The sequence below is a fragment of the Nonomuraea phyllanthi genome (assembly GCF_006334985.2).
Classification (GTDB): domain Bacteria; phylum Actinomycetota; class Actinomycetes; order Streptosporangiales; family Streptosporangiaceae; genus Nonomuraea; species Nonomuraea phyllanthi.
This window is the reverse complement of sequence record NZ_VDLX02000005.1, coordinates 449631-472986: the sequence shown is the minus strand read 5'-3', so window position 1 is coordinate 472986 and position 23356 is coordinate 449631. Positions and strand designations below refer to the sequence as shown.

The 23356-nt window shown below is 71.8% G+C and carries 19 protein-coding genes; 11 read left to right on the top strand and 8 right to left on the bottom strand.

The features are described 5' to 3' along the window. The first annotated feature begins 24 nt into the window (after nt 1-24). Entirely contained in the window at nt 25-690 is a 666-nt protein-coding gene (locus FH608_RS16485; protein WP_139631361.1) for a DUF6461 domain-containing protein, read from the top strand. A 51-nt stretch (nt 691-741) separates the two neighbouring features. Here FH608_RS16485 and FH608_RS16480 read toward each other — a convergent pair whose 3' ends face one another. Beyond that, nucleotides 742-3480: a beta-L-arabinofuranosidase domain-containing protein gene (locus FH608_RS16480; RefSeq protein WP_139631360.1), complete on the bottom strand. Its 2739-nt coding sequence runs from the start codon at nt 3478-3480 to the stop codon at nt 742-744. 383 nt (nt 3481-3863) lie between these two features. On the opposite strand from FH608_RS16480, the gene FH608_RS16475 reads away from it, so the two are divergent. Further along, nucleotides 3864-5198: a glycoside hydrolase family 43 protein gene (locus FH608_RS16475; RefSeq protein WP_226899587.1), complete on the top strand. Its 1335-nt coding sequence runs from the start codon at nt 3864-3866 to the stop codon at nt 5196-5198. Nucleotides 5199-5418: 220 nt separating this feature from the next. Here FH608_RS16475 and FH608_RS16470 read toward each other — a convergent pair whose 3' ends face one another. Together FH608_RS16470 and FH608_RS16465 are read right to left on the bottom strand one after the other, a co-directional pair. Then, nucleotides 5419-6636, bottom strand: coding sequence for an RNA polymerase sigma factor (locus FH608_RS16470; RefSeq protein ID WP_139631358.1), 1218 nt, complete (start codon nt 6634-6636; stop codon nt 5419-5421). 52 nt (nt 6637-6688) lie between these two features. Next, nucleotides 6689-7051, bottom strand: a complete 363-nt coding sequence (locus tag FH608_RS16465) for a YciI family protein (protein ID WP_139631357.1) — start codon at nt 7049-7051, stop codon at nt 6689-6691. 360 nt (nt 7052-7411) lie between these two features. Between FH608_RS16465 and FH608_RS16460 the strand changes: the two genes are divergently transcribed. Then, entirely contained in the window at nt 7412-8578 is a 1167-nt protein-coding gene (locus FH608_RS16460; protein WP_139631356.1) for an erythromycin esterase family protein, read from the top strand. Between the two features lie 104 nt (nt 8579-8682). After that, nucleotides 8683-9834 (top strand): NAD(P)/FAD-dependent oxidoreductase, encoded by a 1152-nt coding sequence (locus tag FH608_RS16455; protein ID WP_139631355.1) that lies wholly within the window; start codon nt 8683-8685, stop codon nt 9832-9834. A 62-nt stretch (nt 9835-9896) separates the two neighbouring features. On the opposite strand, the gene FH608_RS16450 is transcribed toward FH608_RS16455, so the two are convergent. Continuing rightward, nucleotides 9897-10769 (bottom strand): UbiA family prenyltransferase, encoded by an 873-nt coding sequence (locus FH608_RS16450; RefSeq protein WP_139631354.1) that lies wholly within the window; start codon nt 10767-10769, stop codon nt 9897-9899. Between the two features lie 122 nt (nt 10770-10891). Here FH608_RS16450 and FH608_RS16445 point away from each other — a divergent pair, with 122 nt between their 5' ends. The 5 genes from FH608_RS16445 (at nt 10892) to FH608_RS16425 (ending at nt 15258) form a co-directional block, all read left to right on the top strand. Further along, nucleotides 10892-11944, top strand: a complete 1053-nt coding sequence (locus FH608_RS16445) for a type III polyketide synthase (RefSeq protein WP_139631353.1) — start codon at nt 10892-10894, stop codon at nt 11942-11944. Between the two features lie 7 nt (nt 11945-11951). After that, on the top strand, nt 11952-12473 hold the full coding sequence (locus FH608_RS16440) for an isoprenylcysteine carboxyl methyltransferase family protein (RefSeq protein ID WP_139631352.1): 522 nt from the start codon (nt 11952-11954) through the stop codon (nt 12471-12473). 4 nt (nt 12474-12477) lie between these two features. Beyond that, complete coding sequence (locus FH608_RS16435; RefSeq protein WP_139631351.1) at nt 12478-13491, top strand: NAD(P)/FAD-dependent oxidoreductase; 1014 nt, start codon at nt 12478-12480, stop codon at nt 13489-13491. A gap of 124 nt (nt 13492-13615) precedes the next feature. Then, nucleotides 13616-14380, top strand: coding sequence for an SAM-dependent methyltransferase (locus FH608_RS16430; RefSeq protein WP_139631350.1), 765 nt, complete (start codon nt 13616-13618; stop codon nt 14378-14380). Continuing rightward, complete coding sequence (locus tag FH608_RS16425; RefSeq protein WP_139631349.1) at nt 14377-15258, top strand: GIY-YIG nuclease family protein; 882 nt, start codon at nt 14377-14379, stop codon at nt 15256-15258. Before FH608_RS16430 ends, FH608_RS16425 begins: the two co-directional genes overlap by 4 nt. A 54-nt stretch (nt 15259-15312) precedes the next feature. Here the strand turns inward: FH608_RS16425 and FH608_RS16420 are convergent, their stop codons facing one another. Then, a complete protein-coding gene (locus FH608_RS16420) occupies nt 15313-17874 on the bottom strand; it encodes a glycosyl hydrolase family 18 protein (RefSeq protein ID WP_139631348.1) in 2562 nt (853 codons plus the stop codon). A gap of 85 nt (nt 17875-17959) precedes the next feature. Then, nucleotides 17960-19060: a hypothetical protein gene (locus FH608_RS16415; protein WP_139631347.1), complete on the bottom strand. Its 1101-nt coding sequence runs from the start codon at nt 19058-19060 to the stop codon at nt 17960-17962. Between the two features lie 111 nt (nt 19061-19171). On the opposite strand from FH608_RS16415, the gene FH608_RS16410 reads away from it, so the two are divergent. Both FH608_RS16410 and FH608_RS16405 read left to right on the top strand, forming a co-directional pair. Continuing rightward, nucleotides 19172-20596 carry a serine hydrolase domain-containing protein gene (locus tag FH608_RS16410; RefSeq protein ID WP_139631346.1) on the top strand — a complete coding sequence of 475 codons (1425 nt, stop codon included), beginning with the start codon at nt 19172-19174 and terminating at the stop codon, nt 20594-20596. Between the two features lie 24 nt (nt 20597-20620). Continuing rightward, entirely contained in the window at nt 20621-21340 is a 720-nt protein-coding gene (locus tag FH608_RS16405) for a MerR family transcriptional regulator (RefSeq protein ID WP_139631345.1), read from the top strand. Nucleotides 21341-21372: 32 nt separating this feature from the next. Here FH608_RS16405 and FH608_RS16400 read toward each other — a convergent pair whose 3' ends face one another. Both FH608_RS16400 and FH608_RS16395 read right to left on the bottom strand, forming a co-directional pair. Beyond that, nucleotides 21373-21819 carry a hypothetical protein gene (locus FH608_RS16400; RefSeq protein WP_139631344.1) on the bottom strand — a complete coding sequence of 149 codons (447 nt, stop codon included), beginning with the start codon at nt 21817-21819 and terminating at the stop codon, nt 21373-21375. Further along, entirely contained in the window at nt 21816-23135 is a 1320-nt protein-coding gene (locus FH608_RS16395; protein ID WP_226899586.1) for a DUF1254 domain-containing protein, read from the bottom strand. Before FH608_RS16395 ends, FH608_RS16400 begins: the two co-directional genes overlap by 4 nt. Nucleotides 23136-23356: the final 221 nt, after the last annotated feature.

Below are 23356 nucleotides of genomic sequence, written 5' to 3'. Positions count from 1 at the left end.
GGTGCGGCCTGCCACCATGCCGCCATGACGACGACCGATCCCTTGGCCCCGTTCCAGTGGCTCAACGTGTCCGAGAACGAGGGCGGCGGCGCCCTGGGCGTGATCTTCAGCATGGCGTTCCTCCGCGGGCTCGAACCGGCCGAGGTGGTCCGCCGCTTCAGCCTCGGAGAGCACTCCGGCGAGGAGGCCGACTTCGGGATCCTCAGCGAGAGGGTCTACGAGTTCGTCGAGGAGACCCACGGCGGCGAGGGCGGCGGCCACGTGGGCGTCCTCCAGGCCGGTGAGTGGTGCGTGGCCATCGAGCCCTTCGGCTGGTGGGTCACCGACCACGCGGTCGTGAGCAGGCTGTCGCGGGGCTGCGAGGTGCTGGCGGTCACCCGGCACGACTACGCCGCGGAGCACAGCTTCGAGTACGCGATCGACGGCACCGTCGTCATGGGCTACCGGTTACGGCACCCGCACGAGCGCTCCGGCACCGACCCCGACCGGCTCAACGACTTCATGCGCGAGCTGGGCATGGGGCTGGACGAACCGGTCGACGACACCGCATGGCACGCCGCCTGGGACGCCAACTACGAGACCGCCGTGCCCCGGGGCTTCGCGCTAGCGGCCAAGGTCACCGGGGTGCCGCTCACGCCGGCCCTGCTCGACCGCCCGATGCTCGTGGGGCCCATCGCGCCCGCCTGGTGACAGCGCCAAGCGGGCACGGGGCGCTCCTCCGGCCGTCGCGGAAACCCGGCGTCACAGGAACCGCCAGGAGCGGTCGCGTGCTCCGGTGTCGTCGGCGAGCACGATCTGGGCGCCCTGCGCGGTGGAGCCGCCGCTGACCCCCAGCACCCGGCCGCCGTTGGCGCACTGGATGCGGAAGCAGCCGTCGCCGGCGTACCGCAGCCGCCACCGGTGGTCGGCGGTGCCGTTGTCGGCCCACTGCAGCACGCGGGCCCCGGCCGCGGTGGACATGTTCTCCACGCCGAGCACCTTGCCGCTGTGGGAGTTGCGCAGGCGCAGGTAGCCACCGCTGTCGACGATCGCGGTCCACAGGTGGTCGGCGGTGCCGCTGTCGCCCCACTGGATCGCCGCCCCGCCGTCGGCGGTGGACATGTCGCGCACGCCGATCACCAGGCCGGTGGCCAGGTTCTGGATGCGGCGGGCGCCGTTCGGCACGAACCGCCACCGGTTGTCGGCCGAGCCGTTGTCGGGGTCCTGGACGGCCTGGGCGCCGTTCGCCGTGGAGCCGTTGAGGATGCCCAGCAGCTTGCCGCTGTTGACGTTGCGCAGCTTGTGCGAGCCGTCGCCGGCGTCCACGATCGTCCAGCGGTGGTCGGCGGTGCCGTTGTCGGCCCACTGCAGCACGCGCGCGTTGTCGGCGGTCGACATGTTCTCCACGCCGAGCACCTTGCCGCTGTTGATGTTGCGCAGGCGCACGGCGTCGCCGTCCACGACGAGCGCCCAGTCGTGGTCGGCGGTGCCGTTGTCGGTCCACTGGAGGGCGAGGCCGCCGTCGGCGGTGGACATGTCCTGGATGCCGAGGACGAGCCCGCCGGCCGCGTTGACCAGCCGGAAGCTCGCCGCCGCCGTCGCCGTCGTCCCGGTGTTCCAGTAGACGGTGTAGTTGTGCCCGTGGGCGTCGTAGAAGGGGCCCAGGCCGACGGTCGCGGAGTTGGCGGTGGCGGTGAAGGCCAGGGCCGAGGTGCTGGTCCGGGTGACGGAGGAGGCGTCCAGCGCGGGCAGGGCGGACAGCGCGGTGTTGCCGTAGTCGCCGGACAGGACGACCGGTCCGTACGTGATCGCCGCCACGTCCGGGTCGTCGTTGGCCGGCTTCATGACCACGCGCATGGGCAGCCGGACGGTGACGGTGTCGCCGGAGGTCCAGGAGCGGGTCAGGGTGGCGTACGTGCCGGGGTCGGCGGTGACGTCCTGCTGGTCGCCGTTGACGCTGATCGTGGCGCCGCTGGTCCAGCCCGGGATGCGGATCCGCATCGACCACGACCCGCCGGCGTCGCCGGTGACCCGCAGCGTCGTGGTGTCGCTCGCCGGATAGGACGTGGTCTGGGTGACCGTGATCCCCCGCTCGGTCCAGGTCAGCACCGACGGGGTGAACAGGTTCACCGTCAGCGTCGTGCCGTCGTGGAAGTAGACGGCCTCCATCAGCGCGGTGTTGACCTCAATGCCGGTGCCCTGGCAGCACCAGAACGAGTTGTAGTCGGTGCTGTACGTGCCGCCGCCCCACGCCGGGCCCACGCCGCGGCGGCCGCCCGGCCTGAGCGGGGTGAAGTAGGTGATGTGCCCGTGGCCGTCGGCCGGGTTCTGCGCGCCGAGCACGTGGTTGAGCAGCGCCTGCTCGTAGAAGTCCATGTACGCCGCCCGGTCGGGGCTGAGCGTCCACAGCTCGCGGGTCAGCTTGAGCATGTTGTAGGTGTTGCAGTGCTCGCAGGTGTCGTTGGCCAGGTGCGCGGCGATGGCGTTCGGGGCGCGGAAGTGCTCGGCCTGGCTGTTGCCGCCGATCGCGTACGTGTGCGCCCCGACGGTGATGTTCCAGGCGTTGACGGCGATGTCGCGGTAGCGGGTCGTGCCGGTCGCCTTGTACTCCCGTGCGGCGCCGACCCATTTGGGCACCTGGGTGTTGGCGTGCAGGCCGTTGAGCCGGTCCTGGTTCGCCGCGAGAGGGTCGAAGACGGCGGCGTGGTCGAAGCGCTGGGCCGCCCTCAGCCAGCGGGCGTCACCGGTCTGCTGGTAGACGTCGGTCAGGACGGCGTTCATGCCGCCGAACTCGGTGCCCAGCATGGCCTGCATCTGGGACGCGCTGAGCCGGCCGGTCCGCCAGTCGACCCAGCCGGCCAGCGCCAGCAGCACGTCGCGGGCCTGGGTGCTCTCGATGAGCCGCCACACGTCGAGCAGGCCCGCCATGGTCTTGTGGACGCAGTAGTACGGCACGTTGCCGTTGCTCAGCGTGCGGGCTTCCAGGGCGGTGAAGTCGGACTCGGGGAAGCCCGAGAGGTAGCCGGTGTTGAATCCGGCGGCGGCGTTGTTCGCCTGGCATCTGGCCAGCTCGGCCACCATGTGGTTCGCCTTGTCGCGGCAGGTGGTGTCGCCGAGCACCGCCCACGCCTGGGCCCACGCGGTCAGGAAGTGACCCTGCACGTGGGTGCGGAAGGGGAAGGACGGGGCGTCCCAGCCGCCGTTGGCCGCCGCGCCTGCGGTGGACAGGCGGTGGTTGGCGCGGAAGTTGTACAGCAGCCGATCGACGTCGACGAACCGCAGGTAGGACAGGGCGCGGTTCTGGTTGTCCAGCAGGCGCCCGGCGGTCAGCCGGACCTGGCCGAGCTCGAACGAGTGCGCCGACACGCCGATGTCGGGCCGGGTCGGCGGGACGGCGGCCTGCGCGGCGGGCGTACCGGTGGCCTGTCCCACGGCGGAGACGGCGACGGTGGCGCCGGCGGCCTGGAATAGCCGGCGCCGGCTGAGCGATGAGGGTGACACATCGGCTCCCTGAGAAATGCGACCTGGGGTGGCACATGCCCGGCTTGGAGTAGGGCCTTTGTTAGCGTTAACATTTTCGGCGGAAGCATCTCGACATCCGCTCTCGCGTCCATGCGGGGCATGTCTGGGGGTTCGTGGGGAGCTAACACGACCGGACGCTCGGCCGTCAAGAGGGCATTAAGTGCGGGAAATCCATCGAGGCCCCGGCCGGGGAATCAATCCGCGCCGCGCTCTTGACGATTCCGCCGTTCGCGTCGACACTCGTGCACACCTCTCCTTGCTCGGCCATTACCGAAATCCCCTGGTCAAGTGATGTTAACGCTAACAGCGCTTCGAAAGGGCCGTCGATGTCACGCGGAAGAGCACTCACCCTGTTCGTTTCCTTGTGCACCGCACTCGTCACCGTCGGGCTGGTCAACGCACCTCCCGCGGCCGCCGCGAACAGCGCCTACGTGTTCGCGTACTTCACCGAGACCCCGAACGGGAACGGCGCCGACTACGGGCTGCATCTCGCGGTCAGCCAGGACGGACTCAACTGGACCCCGCTCAACCAGAACAACCCGGTCGTCACCCCGACCGCCGGCACGCTCGGCCTGCGTGACCCGTTCATCCTGCGCAAACAGGACGGCACGTTCGTCATCCTCGCCACCGACCTCAACGGCACCGACTTCGGCCAGAACAACCAGTACCTGCACGTATGGGATTCGACGGACCTGCGAAACTTCACCGGCTACCGCCGCATCCGGATGCACAACCTGAACACCCACACCTGGGCGCCGACCGCCTTCTGGGACGCCTCCCGCGGCCAGTACGGCATCGTCTACTCCGCCAACAACGGCACCGACGTGTTCATGGTCAACTACACGTCCGACTTCCGCACCGTCAGCGCCGGCCAGGTGTACTTCAGCCCCGGCTTCCCCGTGCTCGACGGCGACGTCGTCGTGGACGGCTCGACCTTCTACCTGTACTACAAGAACCTGTCCAACGGCCTGCTGTACGGCGCGCGCTCCTCCACCGGCGCCCCCAACAGCTACACCACCTACACCAGCGGCCTGCGCCAGGGCAGCGGCATGGAGGCGCCGATGCTGGTCAGGAACAACGCCGGCACCGGCTGGTGGCTGTGGGGCGACTCCTACAGCCCGGTCAACAACGACTACTACGCCTGGTCCAGCTCGAACGTCGGCGGCGACTCCTGGACGGTCATGAACCAGCGCGCCTACACCCCGCCGCTCAACGCCAAGCACGGCTCGATCGCCGGGATCACCGCCTCCGAATACAACGGGCTGGTCTCCCGATGGGGGCTGCCGAACTGGACGCGGTTGAAGTCGTCCAACTTCCCCGACCGGTACGTCCGCCACGCCGACTACCTCGGCCGCATCGACCCCTACCCGTTCGACCCGTACCAGGACCAGCAGTGGCGCATGGTGCCCGGCCTGGCCGACGCGGCGGGCGTGTCGTTCGAGTCGGTCAACTTCCCCGGCCGCTACCTGCGCCACAGCAACTACGAGATCCGGCTCGACGCGAACGACGACACGGCGACGTTCCGCGCCGACGCGACCTTCTACCGGGTCGCCGGCCTCACCGACTCCGCGTGGTCGTCGTTCCGCTCGTACAACTTCCCCGACCGCTACCTGCGCCACTTCGACTACCTCCTGCGCATCGACCCGATCAGCACCGCGACCGACCGCGCCGACGCCACCTTCCGCGTCACCAGCTGAGGTCCGTCCCCTACCACCCGCCCCGGGCTCCTGGCCGAAGACCATCAGGGACTGTCCATGCCCGCCCTCTCCAGGCTGGTGTTCGTCCACGGTTTCCGGCACGGCTCCCGGTGCTGGAGCGAGGTCGGCTCATGCTCGGCACCACCGCCCTGACCCGCGACGGCTGGGGATCGGTGCGGCGGACGTACCTGGCGAGTGCCCGACCGCGTGGCCGACGTCGTCATTCCTCTCGGTTGAGCCCCCGCTCAGCTCGGTCCGGGCCGCCCCCGCCCGGACCCGCGAGTTCCGTGAGCCGGCGTTCGAGGAAGCGCCGTTCCGCGCCGTCGTCGGTGAGTTGCCTGGCGCGCCGGTAGGCGTCACGTGCCTCGTCGGTACGCCCGAGGCGGCGCAGGAGTTCGGCCCTGGTCGAGTGCAGGTAGCGGAAGTCGCCGAGACCGAGCCGGTCGACGATGCGGAGCCCGGCCTCGGGGCCTTCGGTCTCGGCGACGGCGATGGCGAGGTTGAGCTCCACGACGGGCGAGCCGGTCAGGTGGGCGAGCCGGCCGTACAGGGCCGCGATCTGCGCCCAGTCGCACGGCGTCTCGGCGTGCAGCGAGGCGATGGCGGCCTGCAGGACGTAGGGGCCGCGGCCGCCCAGGGCGAGCGCGCGGTCGAGCCGGGCGCGTCCGTCGGCGATCTGCCCGGCGTTCCACCGCGACCGGTTCTGATCGCCGAGCAGGACGAGCTCGCCGTCGCTGAACCGCGCCTCGCGACGGGAGTCGTGCAGGAGCATCATCGCCAGCAGCCCGTGCACCTCGGGGTCGTCCGGCAGCAGGTCGGCCAGCGCGCGCCCCAGCCAGATCGCCTCCGCCGCGAGCTCGTCGCGGCCGCCGTACCCCTCGTTGAGGATCAGGTAGACGACGGCGAGGACGGCGTCGAGCCGCTCGCGGAGCAGGTGGGCCGGTGGCACGCGGAACGGGATGCCCGCTGCCTTGATCTTGCGTTTGGCCCGTACCAGCCGCTGCGCCATGGTGCGCTCCGGCACCAGGAAGGCGCGGGCGATCTCGTCGGTGGTGAGCCCGCCGAGGGTGCGCAGGGTGAGCGCCACCTGCGCCTCGATCGCGAGCGCCGGATGGCAGCAGGTGAAGATGAGTTCCAGGCGCTCGTCGGGAAACGTCGTGGTGTTCATCGGCACCTCCGCGCGGTCGCCGGCGACGAGCAGGCCGTATTCGGCGGTGAGCACCTGGTCGCGCCGGACGCGGTCGGTGGCCCGGTTGCGGGCCGTCCGCATCAGCCAGGCGCGCGGGTTGCCGGGGACGCCGTCACGTGGCCACCGGTCGGCGGCGATGGCGAACGCCTCCTGCGCGGCCTCCTCGGCGACGTCGAAGTCGCCGAGGAAGCCGATGAGGGTGGCCAGGACCCGGCCCCATTCCTCGCGGAAGACCTGTTCGAGCGTCATTTCCGGCACCCGCCCGCGGCCACCCTCATCGCGACGGGCGGGCCGTCGATCGTCAGGGCGCCTCCTTCGACCAGTACGCCTCAGACGGACGGATCTCGATGGCCCCGCCATGGCGTGCCGCGGGGTGGCGGGCGGCCAATTCGATGGCCGCGTCGAGATTGTCGGCCTCGAGGATGAACCAGCCGCCGACGGCCTCCTTCATCCCGGCGAACGGGCCGTCGGTCGTCAGGGTCCTGCCGCCTTCGACGCGCACGGTGGTCGCGTTCTCGGGCAGGCCCATCGGCACTCCGGGCGTGACGCCCGGCGTCCTGCCGATCGCCTCGTAGTCGGCGTACACCTGCTTCCGCTCCTCCTCGGACAGCTCCGCCTGCCCCTCCAGCGCGGCGCCCTGAAAGATCAGCATGACGTACTTCATCGTTTCCTCCTCATTGCCACCGGCTTGGTCACGCAGTAAGACGAACGGCGAGCCGGGGAATCGACAGGTGGCTCCGATAAAGTTTCCGGCATCTGTGACGCGCCGGGTCAGGTGAGCGCGGCGGTCGCGGCACGCAGGTCGTCGAGGGACTGGCGGGCCAGGCCGGCGAGCGCCTGCCGGCCGGCACCTGGACGTCCCCGCCGTGAGCATCCCCGCCGAACGAGCCGCGGACCACTTCGAGGGCTTCCCGTTCAGCACGCCGAGCCCCTGAATGCATCCCCGTTTGAGGGTACGGAGCGTTGAAGGCCGCGAAGTCGAGGTGAAAGTTTATACCGAAGGTTCAACGATACCGTTGAGGTCATGGACATCAAGGACATCGCCCGTCCACTCGACGGCGCGGGCGTCTCGGCGTTCCTCCGGTCGCTGCCCGCCCGTCCCCTGCTGCTCGGCCTCGGCGAGGCCAGGCACTTCGTGGCCGAACTGGGCGAGCTGCGCAACGAGCTCTTCCGGCATCTGGTCGAGCACGAGGGCTACCGGTCGTTCGCCATCGAGAGCGACTGCCTCAGGGGCCTCGTCGTGGACGACTACGTCACGACGGGCGCGGGCACGCTCGACGACGCCATGGAACGCGGCTTCAGCCACAACTTCGGCACCTCGCCGGCCAACCGCGAGCTCGTCCGCTGGATGCGGGCGTACAACGAGCGGCATGACGACAAGCTCCGGTTCTTCGGGTTCGACGGCCCGATGGAGTACTGGGCGGAGAGTCCGCGCCAGGCGCTCACCGGCCTGTACGACCTGCTCGACGGCCCGCTCCCCCGCGCCGTCGTGAGCAGGGAGACCCTCGACACGCTGCTGGGCCCGGACGACCGGTGGTCGAACGAGGCCACGGCCAGGGACCCGTCCCAGTCGATCGGCCGGTCCGAGGAGGCCGAGCGGCTGCGGCTGATCGCCGACGACCTGGTGGCGCTGTTCGACACGCAGGCTCCGGGGCTGGGCGCGAAGGACAGGGAGCGGGCGGCGCTGTACGCGCGCACCGCCGTCGGCCTGCTCCGCTTCCACTACTGGCTGGCCGACGCGTCGCCGGAGCGGTGGACCCGGCTGTCGGCCCTGCGGGACGCGATGATGGCCGCCAACCTGCGTGCCGTCGCCGAGCGGGGTCCGGCCCTGGTCTTCAGCCACAACCTCCACCTGCAGCGGCACAAGAGCCTCATGGCGTTCGGCGACGAGCAGCTGGAGTGGTGGAGCGCGGGGGCGATCGCCGCGACGCACCTGGGCGACCGGTACGCCCTCCTCGCCACGGCCCACGGCACGATCGGCGACGACGCCCCGCCGGCGGACACCGTCGAGGGCGTCCTGTCCGCGCTCCCGTGGGACCACTCCATCGTCGACGCCCGCCGCCTGGCCGAGGCGGGCCGGGAGCTCACCCCACGCGTCTCCCACGATTTCGCCTATTTCCCGCTGGACCCGGCCCAGCTCGGCAGGATCGACGGCATCGCGTTCCTCAAGCAGGTCGTCAAGCCCGATTGACAAGGCGGGTGGGTCACGCTCCCCGCCGGCGGTGCGCGAGACGCCCACCCGCGAACCGGCGGGCGGGGCGTTTCCGGCCGCGCGTGCGGTGGGACAGACCTCGCATGGGTGACATGTGGGACGTGGCCATCGTGGGAGCGGGTCCGGCGGGCTCGGCGGCGGCGCTGCGGGCCGCGCAACTACGCCCGGACCTGCGCGTACTCCTGCTCGACAGGGCCGGCTTCCCCCGTGACAAGGCGTGCGGCGACGGCATCGCCGCCCACGGGCGCGACGAGCTGGCCCTGCTGGGGCTGCCCGCGCTCATCGACGACTACCGGCCGACGTCCCGCCTGACCGTGGTCTCGCCGGGCGGGGTGCGGGTCTCCGCCGAGGCGGCGCGGCCCAATCACGTGGTGCCGCGCCGCGTGTTCGACGCCCGCCTGGTGGCCGCCGCGCGGGCCAGGGGCGTCGAGGTACGCCGCCACCGTGTCAGGGATCTCGCCTTCGACGGGTCCGGGGTGGTCATCGACGGGCGGCTGCGGGCCCGTACGGTGGTGGCCGCCGACGGGGCCGGCTCGGTCGTGCGCCGCCTGATCGGCCTGGCCGCCGCCGATGAGCGGCACACCGCCATCGCCGTACGCGGCTACGCCGACGTGCCCGATGACGACGATGTCCAGCTCATCGCCATGCAGAAGGCGGGCTGGCCGGCCTACGCGTGGTCGTTCCCCATCGGCGACGGCACCGCGAACGTCGGCTTCGGCATGCTGCTGCCCCGGCTGCGCGCGGCGGGGGCGCCCGGACGCCAGGTGCTGCACGGCAGGCTCGCCGAACTGCTGCCCGACCGGCCCGCCCGGGATCTGCGCGCCCACCACCTGCCGCTCTCGACCGGCCGGCCGGTGCCCGGCGTCGGGCGGGTGCTGCTGGCCGGTGACGCCGCGGGGCTGATCAACCCGCTCACCGGCGAGGGCATCTACTATGCGCTGCTGTCCGGGCGGCTGGCGGCCGAGGCGGCGGTGGAGTCGCGAGGCGATCCGCTGGCGCTGTACCGGGGCAAGCTGCGCGAGGCGCTCGGACGGCACCTGCGCACGACCGACGTGCTGGCCCGGCTGGCGCAGTCCCCCGGGTTCATCGACGCGGCTATCGAGACCGCCGTGCACCGCAAGGAGGTGTTCGACCTGCTGGTGGAGGTGGGGCTCGGGGCCGGGACGGTGCCCGCGCCGCTCGCGCTGGCCGTGGGGACGCGGTGGCTGCGCGCCTCCCTGCGCGCCGGACGGTGAGAGCGACACGGGGCACGGCGCCAGGCGGGCCACGCCGCGGGCCGGGCACGGCGCCGGGCCGATCACGCGATGAGCGAGGTGCCGCCGCCGACCAGGAGGATCACGTCCACGGCCGCCACCCCGACGGCGGTGACGAACGGCACCCGCGAGGACCGGGCCGCCAGGAGCAGCCCCGCGGCCGCGAGGGCCGAGGCGGCGGCCAGGGCGACCCACCCCGCCACGCCGGGGGCTCCCGCGGGGCCGAAGACGAGCAGGCAGGTGGCGGCCAGCAGCGGCACGGGGACCAGCAGCCGTACGCGAGCGGCCCCCATGCGCTGTGGCCAGCCGCGCACGCCGGTGCGCAGGTCGCCCGCGATGTCCGGCAGCACGTTGGCCAGGTGCGCGCCCACGCTGAGCAGCGCGGCGGCCAGGACCGCCCACCACGCGGGCCACGGCTCGCCGGGCAGCCCCAGGGTCACGAATGCCGGCAGCACGCCGAACCCCACGGCGTACGGCGCCCACGACAGGAGCGTCGCCTTCAGCCCGAGGTCGTACCCCCAGGCGGCCAGCACCCCGACGAGGTGCAGCGCCCCCGCCAGCCACCCGGAGGCCAGCGACAGCGGCACGCAGCAGGCCAGCGCCACCAGGGCGGCGATCCGGACGGCCCGCGCGCTCACCGCGCCCCCCGCGACGGGCTTGCCCGCGCGCCCGGCCGCCGCGTCCCGCTCGGCGTCGACGGCGTCGTTGCACCAGCCGATCGACAGCTGCCCGGCCAGCACGGCCGCGCCCGCCAGCACGCACCCGGCCGCGTCGCGTCCCGTGGCCACGGCCAGCGCGGTGACCAGGGCGGTCACGGCCACGGTCGGGCCGGGATGGCACGCGCGCGCCAGCCCGGCGGCCGTCCGCCCTGGCCCGGCGCGCACGCCGGCGGGGGCCACGGGATCGGGGTCAGTCACATGATGATCGTAGGTCGGACGGTCGCCGCCGAGAATTCCCGCGCCCCGCGCATGGCTTAAATGACCATGTGAACGGGAAACGTGCGGGGAGTGAGAGTTGTCGGCTGCCGAGGGAGCGCTGCATGACCCGTATCGCCGCAGTCCGTTGTGCGCTCCCCCCTCACCGCTACCCGCAGTCCGAGCTCACCGACATGGCGGCCCGCCTGTGTCTGCCGGAGAACGCCGACCGGCGCCTGCTCGACCGCCTGCACCGCAGCGCCCGGGTGGAACACCGCAATCTCGCCCTGCCCATCGAGCAGTACGAGAAGCTCAACGGCTTCGGCGCCGCCAACGACGCCTTCATCTCGGTCGCCGTGGACCTGGGGCTCGAAAGTGTGAAGGCGGCCCTGGACGCGGCCGAGCTGGAGCCGACCGACGTGGACATGATCATGTTCACGTCGGTGACCGGCGTCGCCGCGCCCTCGATCGACGCGCGGCTGGCGGCGGCGCTCGGCCTGCGGCCCGACGTCAAGCGGCTGCCCGTCTTCGGCCTGGGCTGCGTGGCCGGGGCGGCTGGCATCGCGAGGGTCCACGACTACCTGCGCGGCTGGCCCGGCCATGTGGCCGTGCTGCTGTCGGTCGAATTATGTTCGCTCACCCTGCAGCGGGGCGACTCCTCCCCCGCGAACCTGGTGGCCGGCGCGCTGTTCGGTGACGGCGCGGCCGCCGTGGTGGCCTGCGGCGGCGAACGCGAGGCGACCGGTCCCACCGTGGTGGCCACGCGCAGCCACCTCTACCCGGGCTCCGAGCACGTCATGGGCTGGCAGGTGGGTGACACCGGGTTCCGGGTGATGCTGGACGCGAGCGTCCCCGACGTCGTGCGGCGGCACCTGGCCGACGACGTGCACGGCTTCCTGGCCGACCACGGCGTGACGGCCGGGGAGGTGACGGCGTGGGTGTGCCATCCCGGCGGGCCGAAGGTGCTCGAAGCCGTGTCGGACGTGCTCGACCTGCCCGCGGGCGCGCTCGACGTCACGTGGCGCTCGCTGGCGGCCAACGGCAACCTGTCCTCGGCCTCGGTCCTGCAGGTGCTCGGTGACACCCTCACCACCCGGCCGCCCGAACCGGGGACCTGGGGAGTGATCATCGCCATGGGGCCGGGCTTCTGCTCCGAACTCGTCCTGATTCGCTGGTGACCGCCTCATGACCTGGTATCTCGTGCTCGTCGTCCTCGTCGGCCTGGAACGCGTGGCCGAGCTGGTCGTCGCCCGGCGCAACGCCGCGTGGAGCATGGCGCGCGGCGGTGTCGTGACCGGTCAGGGCCACTATCCGTGGATGGTGGCCCTGCACACCGGGCTGCTGGTGTGCGCGCCGCTGGAGGCGGCGCTGGCCGGGCGGCCCTTCGTGCCCGGGCTGGGCTGGCCGATGCTCGCCCTCGTCGTGGCGGCCCAGGGCCTGCGGTGGTGGTGCATCGCCTCGCTCGGGCCGCGCTGGAACACGCAGGTGATCGTGGTGCCCGGCCTGCCGCTGGTGACGCGCGGCCCTTACCGGTTCCGGTGGCTGCGCCACCCCAACTACGTGGCGGTGGCGGTGGAGGGGCTCGCGCTGCCGCTGGTGCACACGGCCTGGGTGACCGCGCTGGCGTTCACGGTGCTCAACGCCGCGCTCATGGTCGTGCGGATCCGATGCGAGAACGCCGCCCTGGCCCTCGCCTCGGACGGGTGACGGCGTGATCGACGTGCTCGTCGCGGGCGGCGGCCCGGCGGGGCTGGCGACGGCCGTGCACGCCGCCCTGGCGGGCATGGAGGCGGTCGTCGTCGAGCCGCGCGCCGGGCCCGTGGACAAGGCGTGCGGCGAGGGCGTCATGCCGGGCGGGGTGGCGGCGCTGGAGGCGATGGGGGTGGAGGTCGAGGGGCACGCGTTCCAGGGCATCCGCTACCTCGACGGCCGGCGCGAGGTGCGGGCCGCCTTCTCCGCCGCCCCGGGGCTGGGCGTACGCCGCACGCGGCTGCATGCGGCGCTCGCGCGGCGGGCCGCCGAGCTGGGCGTCAAGACCGTCACCGGCAAGATCACCCGCGTCGAGCAGGACCGCGACGGCGTGCGGGCCGCCGGGCTGCGGGCCCGCTGGCTGGTGGCCGCCGACGGGCTGCACTCGCCGCTGCGCCGCTCCCTGGGCCTCGACCGGCCCGCGCGCGGACCCCGCAGATATGGCCAGCGCAGGCACTACAGGATGGCGCCGTGGACGGACTTCGTCGAGGTCCACTGGTCCGGCGCCGGCGAGGCGTACGTCACGCCCGTCGCCGCTGACCTGATCGGCGTCGCGATACTCAGCTCGGTGCGGCGCGGCTACGACGAGCACCTGCGCGGCTTCCCCGCCCTGAGCCGCCGCCTGCGCGGCCCGGCCGTCACCCCGGTGCTCGGGGCCGGCCCGCTGCGGCAGGCGGCGCGCGCCCGCCGCGCGGGGCGCGTCCTGCTGGTCGGGGATGCCGCCGGCTACGTGGACGCGCTCACCGGCGAGGGCGTCTCGCTGGCCGTGCGCTCGGCCGAACTCCTGGTCAGGTGCCTGGCCGAGGACCGGCCCGAGGACTACGACGGCGCGTGGCTGCGGCTGTCCCGCGCGCACCGGCTGCTGACGGGCGCGCTGGTGCAGGTCGCCCGCCGCCCTGGCACGGCGCGGCTCGTGGTGCCCGCCGCCCGCCGCCTGCCCGGCCTGTTCGCGGGCGTCGTCAGGATCCTCGCCTGACGCTCCGCGTGCCACGTCCTCGAAGCGGCTCGTGCCCGGCCCGAGCCGCGTTCCCGAAAGTGCCTCGTGCCCGGCTCGAGACCGACTTGCGGGCGTCGCTCCCGCACTGCTTCACTTTCCGCCCATGACCGCCGTTGATGACCTGATCCGCCCCGGCCGTTACCCGCGTTCGTCCGGCTACGACCCGCGCTGGCTGCTCGATCTGGACATGGGGCCCAACCCGTTGTGGCTGCTGGAGGATCTGGCCCGCGACCTCGACCTGCGGCCCGGCATGCGGGTGCTCGACCTGGGGTCCGGCAAGGGCGCGACGTCGGTGTTCCTGGCCAGGGAGTTCGGCGTTCAGGTGGTGGCGGCCGACTGGTGGATCTCCGTGGAGGAGGCGGGCGCGGTCTTCGCCGAGGCCGGCGTCGCCGGCCAGGTGGAGGCGGTACGCGCGGAGGCGCACGCGCTGCCGTTCGAGAGCGAGAGCTTCGACGCCATCGTGAGCATCGACGCGTTCGAGTACTTCGGCACCGGCGACCACTACCTGCCGTACCTGGCGCGGTTCCTGCGCCCGGGCGGCCAGGTCGGCGTCGCCACCCCGGGCATGACGCGCGAGGTGCGCGATCTCGGGGAGATCCCGGCGCACGTGAAGAAGGTGGTCGGCTGGGAGGCCATCGCCTGGCACACCGCTGACTGGTGGCGCTTCCAGTGGGAGATCACCGAGCAGGTCACGGTCACCTCCGCCCGCCTGCAGGAGGACGGGTGGCGCGACTGGCTGCTGTGGACCCACGCCGCGGTCGAGCATCGGCCCGCGACCGCCGCGGCCCAGCAGCCCGTGCTGGACATGCTCACCGCCGACCGGGGGGAGTTCCTGTCGTTCGCCCTGGTCGCGGCGCGCAAGCGGTGACCGGGTGGGGTGAGGTGGGGCTCGCCGTGCTGCGTGCCGCCGCCTCGGACGCGCCGGGCCAGGCCGGTGTCTATTTCTTCCTCGGCGAGCGCGGCGACGTCCTCTACGTGGGCAAGGCCGGCAACCTGCGGCAGCGTCTTCGCCAGCACGCGAGATCCGGCCCTCCCGAGTCGCGGCTGCATCAGCGCTACGACCTCGTTCGCCGGGTGGTGTGGGAGATCGCCGCCGACGAGGAGGCCGCGGTCTGGCGCGAAGCGGATCTGATCTTCGCGCTTCGCCCGCCGTTCAACGCCAACACGGGCCTGCGCGCGGCCGACCCGGTCGGGCAGGACGCGCGGGTCCCGTACATCGTGGTGGCCGAGGCGGAGGGGACGCTCAGCCTCACCCTGGAGCCCGTCGTTCCCCGGCTCGGGCGGGCCTACGGGTGCTTCCCTCACCTCGGCAAGGGGGTGGCGTCCCGGCTGGGGACGGCGTGCAGCGACGGCTACCCCGCCCTCCTGCGCCTGCTGTGGGCCGCCACGGGCCGGGGCGACCGGATGCCGGCCTCGATCACCAAGCCGGCGCCCCCGTCGTTCACGGTGGCGGCGCCGCCGGACGTTCGCGACGGCCTGCACCGGTTCCTCTCGGGGACGCGGTCCCGGCTGGCCGACGAGCTGCTGGACGCCGCCTCCCACCGGCCGGCGTACATGTGGCCGGCGCTGCGCCGCGACAAGGAGGCGGCGCTCCTGTTCTTCGCCGCGGGGCCGCGGCTCGTGCGCGCGCGCCGGCTGCGCCACCAGGTGCGCGCACGGGTCCTCGACGCCGAGACGTACCGGAGCCTGGTCGTGGCCGAGATCAGGCCTCTGATCGGTGACGACGGCGAGGCGGCACCTGCGTAGCGGCCGCCGTCCCCGGCGGGCGAGCTCGCCCGCCGGGGACGGCGCGGTCGCGGCTCAGCTCAGGCCGGCGTCCAGCGCGCTGGTCAGGACGCCGGGGTCGCCCGACATCTCCCAGATCATCGCGCCGAGCAGGTTCTTGCTCTTCAGCCACGCGGTCTTCTTGCCGATCGACCATGCGTCGTCGATGGTCCACCATTGTCCGTTGCCGCCGGTGTAGCAGTAGGTGGCCACGGCCTGCTCGTCGTGCCTGATCGTGCACCCGGGCACCATGGCCAGCAGGTTGCTGTAGCCGCGGGTGCCGGCCTCCTCCTGGAACTGGCCGGGTGCGGCGCCGCCCGCCGACTGCCATTCGCCGTACGCGCCGCCGTCGGCGACGTTCTGCCAGCCGCGCCCGTAGTAGGCCAGGCCGATGGTGAGCTTGCGCGGGTTCACCCCCGCCCGCAGGTAGACGTCGACCGCCTTCTCGACGCTGAAGTCGGGGTCGTACGGGCTGTCGGTGTCGAGGTGGAGGTTGCCCTGGTGGCCGGTGCGGTTGGGCTCCCAGGAGTTGTCGCTGCCCGCGCCGTGGAAGTCGTACCCCTGGATGTTGAAGATGTCGAGGTGCTTGGCGACCTCGGGCAGGTCCCAGCCGGCGTCGATCTTGGCGGGGTCGGCGGGGGTGAAGGCGGTCAGCAGGTAGCGCTCGCCGGTCTCGGCCGTCAGCGCGTCGAGCTGGCGGCGGAACTCGGCGATCAGCAGCGTGTTGTTGGCCTTGTCCTCGGGGCGGACGTGGTTGCCCGGGTGGCCTTCGGCGCCCGGCCACTCCCAGTCCAGGTCGATGCCGTCGAAGATGCCCGCGGCCGTGCCGGGGCCGCCCGCGCCGTTGTAGTCGGGCAGGTTGCCCTTGATGTAGGTGTCGATGCAGGAGCTGACGAACTTCTTGCGGGAGGCGTCGGTGAGCGCCACGTCGGAGAAGTACTTGGAGTAGGTCCAGCCGCCCAGCGAGATCAGCACCTTCAGGTGCGGGTGCTTGGCCTTGAGCTTCTTGAGCTGGTTGAAGTTGCCGCGCAGCTTCTCCCAGCCGGTGTCCGCCACGCCGTCGACCGACTGCGCGGCGCTGAAGGGCCTGCCGTAGTCGGCTTCGGCGTCGCCGGCCCCGTCCCCCTGGGAGGGGTCCTGCGGGTTCTGGGTCGTGCCCTTGGTGACGCCCTGCAGGCAGGTCAGGTTGACCGGGTCGATGTTGCCGAAGGCGTAGTTGATGTGGGTCAGCTTGGCGGCCGCGCCGGTGGTGTCGAGGTTCTTGACGAAGTACTGCCTGCCGTAGATGCCCCACTGGACGAAGTAGCCGACGCGGGCGTAGCCGTTCTCGACGACGTCGGAGGTGGTCACCTCCACGGCGGAGCTGTGCGGCGAGAGGTTGTCGTACGCGTCGCGCGCCCTGACGGTGAAGGAGTAGGTGGTCGAGGGCGACAGCCCGCTGACCGTCGCGGTGGTGCCCGTCACGGTGGTGGCCCGCGTGGATCCCGCGTAGACGTCGTAGCCGGCGACGCTGGTGTTGTCGGTGGAGGCGTTCCAGGCGAGCGTCACGGTGGAGGCCGACGTGCCGGTGCTGCGCAGCCCGCCCGGCGTGCTGGGGGGCTCGGTGTCGTCGGCGGGGTCGTTGGTACGCACGGTCACCGCGTTGCTGGCCGCCGACAGGGTGCCCTTGCGGTCCCTGGCCTTGACGGTGAAGGTGTAGGAGGTGTCCGGCGACAGGCCCGTCACGGTGGCGGAGGTGCCGGTGACCGAGGCGGCCGCGGACGCGCCGTTGTAGACCTCGTACCCGGTGATCGGCAGGCTGCCGGGGGTGGCGGCGTCCCAGGCCAGCGAGATGGTGCGGGTCGTCTTGACCGGCGAGCGCAGGCCGGACGGGGCGCCTGGCGGCTGGTCGGGTGAGCCGTCGCAGTTGACGTCGTTGATACGGCAGGCGGTGGGCTCGGCTCCCGCCGTACTGACGGTGAAGGACGGGCTGTAGGGCTCGGTGCTGCCGCCCGCCGCCACGGTGTCGTTGTAGTGGGCGGGGGTGAGGGTGACCGTGCGGCCGCTCTGGCTGAGGCTGCCGTGCTCGGCGTTGCTCGCGGTCACGCCCTGGGGCAGGTCGAAGACGATGCTCCAGCCGTCGAGGACGGTGGTGCTGTTGTTCCTGACCACGAACGTCGCCGAGGTGCCGGAGATCACGTACTCGGCGGCGACCGGGGGCGGCGGTGGCGGGTCGTCGCCGCTGCCGTCACAGTTGGCGCGGTTGATGGTGCAGGTCACCGGCTGGGCGGCGGCGCTGAGGGTGAAGGCCGGGCTGTAGGGCTCGGTGTCGTCGCCCGCGGCGACGGTGTTGATGTAGAAGGCGGGGGTCAGGGTGACCTTCGTGCCGTTCTGGGCGAGGGTGGCGTGCTGGGGGTTGCTCGCGGTGACACCGGAGGGCAGCTCGAAGGTGATCGACCACCCGGAGACGGCGGTGGTGCCGGGGTTGCTGACCACGAACGTACCGGTGGTGCCGCTCAGGCCGAAGGTCGCCACCAGACGGGCGGCGGCGCTGGCGGGGGCGGCGGCGAGAGCCATCATGAGGGCGATGGGTAAGAGGATGAGGGCGTATCTGCGCATGTCGGAACCCTTCTATTTAGGAAAGTTTCCTAAATATTTACGCGGATCGTAAGCCAGGAACCCGTGCGCGGCAAGCCCCGATCCCTCACCGGGACGATCGCGGGCGCACCCTTTCGCGCGACGGCTGCTCGCGCGCGAGGAGCGCGCCGAGGGTGGCTGCGAGGAGGGGCAGTCCGGCGACGATGGCCGCGATCGCGGGCCAGGGCGTCTCGAACGGCACCCGCACCGGTTCTTCCCATGCGGTCCTCACCGTCAGCGGCCACAGCAGCAGGATCCCGATGGGGCACCCGGCGACCGCGCCGAGGACCGCTCCGCACAGAGCGGTCACACCCGCCCTGGAGGCGCAGAACCACCGGAAGGCCGCACCCGATCCGTTACCGGCCCGCCGCAGGACGCGGGCCTGGCGTGCGTTCGCGCCCTTGCCGAAGCCGGTCGACAGCGCGCACGCGAGGGCGAGGAGGAGCGCCCCCGCGACGATGAGCAGCCACCAGGTCGAAGCCCGGAAGCCCCGCTCGACGTAGATCTTCGCGACCTCGTCGTCCAGCCGGGCGTCGATGCGCTCCCGCTCCTGCTCCGTGACCCGGTGGAGGGTGGGGTCGACGATCAGCTCGTCGAGCTGGAGCCGGTAGCCGAGGTCGCGGACCATCTTCGAGGGGACGAAGATCGTCTCCATGTGCGGGTCGGCGGTCCTGGCGATGACGGCCGGGACGGTCTTCGTCTCCAGGATCTCGTCGTCCTCGTGGATCTTGTAGGAGAGGCCGATCGAGTCCACCTTCACGTCGGCTGACGTGATCACCACGGCCGTTTCCTCGTCGTACGGCGTCGACTGATCGCCCGTGAGGTAACGCAGCAGCCTTTCGTCGCCGATGGCCTGCTGCCAGTAAACGGCCTCCTCCGGTGTCCTGACGTTCTCCGCACGCGCGGTGAAGGGTCGGGATTCGTCCATGGGGAGCTCGCTCCGGGCGATCGGCACCCCGGGTAATTCCCGCTCGATCGCCGCTCGCACGGTGGCCGCGTCCGCCGCCGAGAAAGGCTCCCCGAGAAATGTGTCCGGCTCGGCCAATAAGGTGCCCGGCCGGGCCCGGGGCAGATATTCGGCCCTGCTCTGCGTCGTTTCGCCGACCGCGATGACCGTCACCACGACGCCGAGGGCCGTCACCATCATCGCCAGCGTGATCGCGAGCACCGCCCGCAGCCGCCGATGGGCCAGGTCACGGGCCGCCAGGCGGAATCCACGGAGATCGCTGAACCTCTGGGCTTGACCCTGCCCCTGGGGCGGGGTTTCACGATGTTCCCCATGAACACCAACGCACTGCGTACCGTCGAAGCCCGGATCCGCGAGCAGGCCGCCGCCTTCTGCGCGTCCGGCAACGTGCCCGGATTCGTCGCCGGCGTCCACCACGCCGGCGAGCAGATCGTCGTCGCCCACGGCACCGCGAACGTCGCCACCGGCGCACCGATGCTCGACGACACCGGATTCCTCTTCGGCTCCGTCACCAAGGTCATGACCACCACGCTGGTCCTGCAGCAGGCCGACCGCGGGCTGCTGGACCTCGACACCCCGGTGGTGACGTACCTTCCCGAGTTCGCCCTGGCCGAGGCGGGCGCGGCGGACAAGATCCTGGTCCGGCACCTGGTCTCCCACACCAACGGCATCGACGCCGACCTGTACTTCCCCGACGCCAGGGGCCGCGACGCCCTGAAGGCCTACGTCACCGGCCTCGCGAGCACCTGCGGCACCCTGTTCGAGCCGGGCGAGCAGCTCAGCTACTCCAACGGCGGCATGATCGTCGCGGGCCGCCTGCTGGAGGCGGTCACCGGCGTCCCCTTCAACGACCTGCTCGAACGCGAGGTCTACGGCCCCGTCGGCATGATCCATTCCAGCACCTCGGCCGAGCAGGCCATCCTGCGCAGCACGGCCGTCGGCCACTTCCCGGACCCCGAAACCATGGCGGCCAGGCCCACCGGCATGTTCACGCTGCCCGACACCTGGGGACCGGCCGGCGGCACGCCGATCGGCACCGTCGCCGACCTGCTGGCCTTCGGGCGCACCCACCTCGCGGGCGGCGTGTCCCCCTCCGGCACGCGCGTCCTGTCGGCCGCGTCCACCGCGTCGATGCGGCAGGTCTCGTACGACATGGCGACCCCGAACGTCCCGCCGATGGGCCTGGGCTGGGTGCGATACCCGTTCGGCGACACGACCGTCCTGGCCATGTCGGGCGCCTCACCCGGCGGCGTGTCCCTCCTGTGCGTCGTCCCCGACCACGACCTGGTCTTCGCCGCCTACGGCAACACGCCGGACGCCCTCATGCTGCAGGACCAGATCCTGCGGTGGCTCCTGAGCGACCATCTCGGCGTGCCGATCCCCGCCCTGATCACCGAGGTGGAGCAGGACGTCGACCTCACCCCGTACGTGGGCACCTACCGCTCCGACCAGCTCCGCGTCGACGTCAGCGTCGTCGACGGACAGCTCGAGGAGCGGACGACCTACGAACCGGCCGACGCGTCGCAGGAGCGGATCTTCACCGAGTTCGCCGGCGGCACGACGTCCGCCCCGCCGCAGCGCTACACGGCGATCCGGCCCGGCCTCTTCGCGCCCGCCGGATATCCGCTGGAGACGTTCGACGGATACCTGCGGCTGCTGCTCGTCTCCTACCACGACGTGCGCGACGGCCGGGCGCGCTTCCGCAACGGCGGCGGCCGCCTGACCCGGCGGGCCTGACCAGCACGTGCAAGGATATCCAGCATGATCACGATCGGCCGGCTCGCGGACTACGCCGGGGTGAGCGTCAAGACCATCCGCCACTACCACGAACGCGGCCTGCTCCCCGAGCCCGGCCGCGATCCCTCCGGCTACCGGCGCTACACCGCGCAGGATGCCATCGACCTCATCAAGATCAGGACCCTGGCCGAGGCGGGCGTGCCACTGGCCCGCGTCAAGGAGCTCCTCGACACCAGCCCCGAGGCCCTCACGGCGGCCATCGCCGAGATCGACCGCGCCCTCCAGGAACGCATCGCGCAGCTGGGGCGAACCCGCGAGCACCTGGCACAGCTGCGCGGCGGCGACCGGCTCTTCGTCTCCCCCGAGGTCGCCGCCTATCTCGACGAGCTGCGAGACCTCGGCGTCAGCGAGCGCCAGATACACCTGGAACGCGACGGCTGGATCCTGATGCACACCGCCTCGCGCGAGGACGCCTCCCTGTGGATCGCCGAGAAGCGCGAGCTCATGACCGATCCGGAGTTCCGCGCGCTCTATCTCGACCACGACGCCGCCTACGACTGGTCGCCGGACGATCCCCGGCTCCCCGCCCTGGCGGACCGTACCCGGAAGTGGTTCGCGGGCCACCGCCTCGGTTCAGAGACCCGCCCCGTCCACAATCCGGCCATCGCGCGGTTGGCGCAGCGGTCCCAGCCGGGGGCGTCGTCCCCGGCGTGGGAGCGCCTGGCCCGGCTCGTGGAGGGTTGACGTCCTGACATCCGCCGGTCCGCGACCGCGTGTCACCGACGAGACCGGGCCACGCCCATGACGGTTTCGTCGAACGCGGGCAGTGGCTTGATCAGCGGGTTGAGGATCTCCGCGGCTTCCCGCGTGGTGATGACGTCGGCCGGGTCGAGTTCGATGATCTCGGCTTCACCGGGGTCGACCTCCCAGACGTCCTCGCCGATGAGCCGGCCGCGATCGTCGTAGGGCCAGACCATCTCCTCGCGTGCCTTGTAGATGTGCATGGCGTTCTCGTCGTCGGTGTACTTGACGCACTCGACGGTCTCGGACCAGGTGCGGTACAGGTTGCGAATCGCGTCCTGCCCCTCCAGGGTCGTGTTGATGCCCAGGGCGTGGAAGTGGTAGACGGGATCTTCCACCATCATGTCGGGTGCGAAGATCTCCTCATAGCGTCCGGCGATCTCCAGGTAGCGGTTTCCGCCCGCGCTGTCGGGCGGCTTCACGAGACCCTGGTGACCGCGGGAGGTTTCCAGGTGCCGTCGATGGCGCCCTGTTGGGGCCAGTACATGCGGAGCATCAGGGTGAAGTCGCCGATCGGGGCGGGTAGCCAGTTGGCCTGGCCGCCCGCGGGCGGGTCGTGCTGGATGGACAGATCCACCGACCCGTCCGCGTTGGCGACCGGCGTGGTCGTGTGCCCGATCTCGTACCGGTCGATGGGGTTTTCGATCAGGAATCCTTGGGCGTCGTAGATCGTGATCGACCAGAACGCGCTGGCCGGCGGAGTCCGGCCGGGTGCGAAGTGGATGGCGTACTGGTGGGCGCCGTTAAGCTGCCGCTTCCCGCCGTCGACGAAGGTCAGCGGGTAGATGGCGTCCTGGGGCAGGTTGGCGCCCAGGCCCTGCCAGGCGGTGGCCGCGCGCCGGAGATAGTCGGTGCCGTAGCTGCCCAGATCGGCGGCGTACCGCCAGCCGTTGACGTCCTCGCCCAGCGCGGCGACGCCCGCCTTGATCTGCTTCTGCGCCTCGGCCGGCGCCTGGTCGAGCGCCTCCGCCGTGGTCTCGCCGAGGGTGTCGGCGTCGAACGGCCGGCCCGGCCGGATGCCGAGCCCCGCCAGCGTGGCCACCATAGGGGCGTCCGCCGGGGCCGGAGGGTTGGCCCGCATGGCGGTGGCCAGGTGGGAGAAGAAGGTCCGGGCGTCCATCTGCTCGACCTGGGCCGGTGGAGAGGCCGCGGAAAGGGTGGGATCGGCTTTCCCGGGCGGAGGCGTGTGCGTGCCCTCGCCGTACCCGCTGAGCGGCCGGAGGGTGTACCGGGCCACGAGCTCGTGGACGGCGGGCAGGTCCGAAGGTCCGTTGAGCTGGGTACGGCCGAGGATCCACACCGTGTCGGTGGGCGACCTGAGCTGCCTGACCCCGCCGGGAAGGGAGCCGCGCCAGTTCGGGCCGGTGATGGCGAAATCGCCCTCACCCGTGCCGGTGGTCCGCTTGCCGGGTGAGGCGAAGACGTTGGTCCAGCCGTCCAGCATGGGCATCAGGTAGTAGCGGCCGTGGGTGTCCGGCACGTGCAGCACGACGGGTTCCTCGGCCACATCCAGCCAGGCAGAGGTGTAGAGGGTGTCGACGTTCGGCGACACCACGCCTCTGAACTCGGGCCCGGGGATGCCGTCGCCCTTCCCGAACTGGTTGATCGGCGCCCTGAAGGTGAGCGGATCCGGCTTCTCCACGTTGGTCATGGTCTTCTTGGAGATCTCCATCAGGACCAGGGGATAGCCGTAGATGTAGGCCTGGACGGCGCGGTGCCGGACAGAGGTGGGGTCCATGGTGCCTCCTCCCATGAGAGGAAGACTCGTGGAGCCTTCGCCATCCCATTCTTCAATGGCCCATAAGCCGTCAACAGTCCCGAAAGGTAAACCGTGTCCCATGGTTGTGCCGGTCGGCAGCCGTCGGTCTGCCCGGCCGCCAGTCAGACGGGGAAGGCCGGTGGCTCGTGTGGTGCGCCGGAAATTCGGCGGATTCGCGCCTGATGCTCCCGTTAGGGTCG

What these genes read in the sequence shown, in the direction of transcription:
- FH608_RS16485 (WP_139631361.1), top strand. Translation starts at nt 25, where the DNA reads ATGACGACGACCGATCCCTTGGCCCCGTTCCAGTGGCTCAACGTGTCC.
- FH608_RS16470 (WP_139631358.1), bottom strand. Translation starts at nt 6,636, where the DNA reads ATGACGCTCGAACAGGTCTTCCGCGAGGAATGGGGCCGGGTCCTGGCC.
- FH608_RS16465 (WP_139631357.1), bottom strand. Translation starts at nt 7,051, where the DNA reads ATGAAGTACGTCATGCTGATCTTTCAGGGCGCCGCGCTGGAGGGGCAG.
- FH608_RS16460 (WP_139631356.1), top strand. Translation starts at nt 7,412, where the DNA reads ATGGACATCAAGGACATCGCCCGTCCACTCGACGGCGCGGGCGTCTCG.
- FH608_RS16455 (WP_139631355.1), top strand. Translation starts at nt 8,683, where the DNA reads ATGGGTGACATGTGGGACGTGGCCATCGTGGGAGCGGGTCCGGCGGGC.
- FH608_RS16445 (WP_139631353.1), top strand. Translation starts at nt 10,892, where the DNA reads ATGACCCGTATCGCCGCAGTCCGTTGTGCGCTCCCCCCTCACCGCTAC.
- FH608_RS16440 (WP_139631352.1), top strand. Translation starts at nt 11,952, where the DNA reads ATGACCTGGTATCTCGTGCTCGTCGTCCTCGTCGGCCTGGAACGCGTG.
- FH608_RS16430 (WP_139631350.1), top strand. Translation starts at nt 13,616, where the DNA reads ATGACCGCCGTTGATGACCTGATCCGCCCCGGCCGTTACCCGCGTTCG.
- FH608_RS16420 (WP_139631348.1), bottom strand. Translation starts at nt 17,874, where the DNA reads ATGCGCAGATACGCCCTCATCCTCTTACCCATCGCCCTCATGATGGCT.
- FH608_RS16410 (WP_139631346.1), top strand. Translation starts at nt 19,172, where the DNA reads ATGAACACCAACGCACTGCGTACCGTCGAAGCCCGGATCCGCGAGCAG.
- FH608_RS16405 (WP_139631345.1), top strand. Translation starts at nt 20,621, where the DNA reads ATGATCACGATCGGCCGGCTCGCGGACTACGCCGGGGTGAGCGTCAAG.
- FH608_RS16395 (WP_226899586.1), bottom strand. Translation starts at nt 23,135, where the DNA reads ATGGACCCCACCTCTGTCCGGCACCGCGCCGTCCAGGCCTACATCTAC.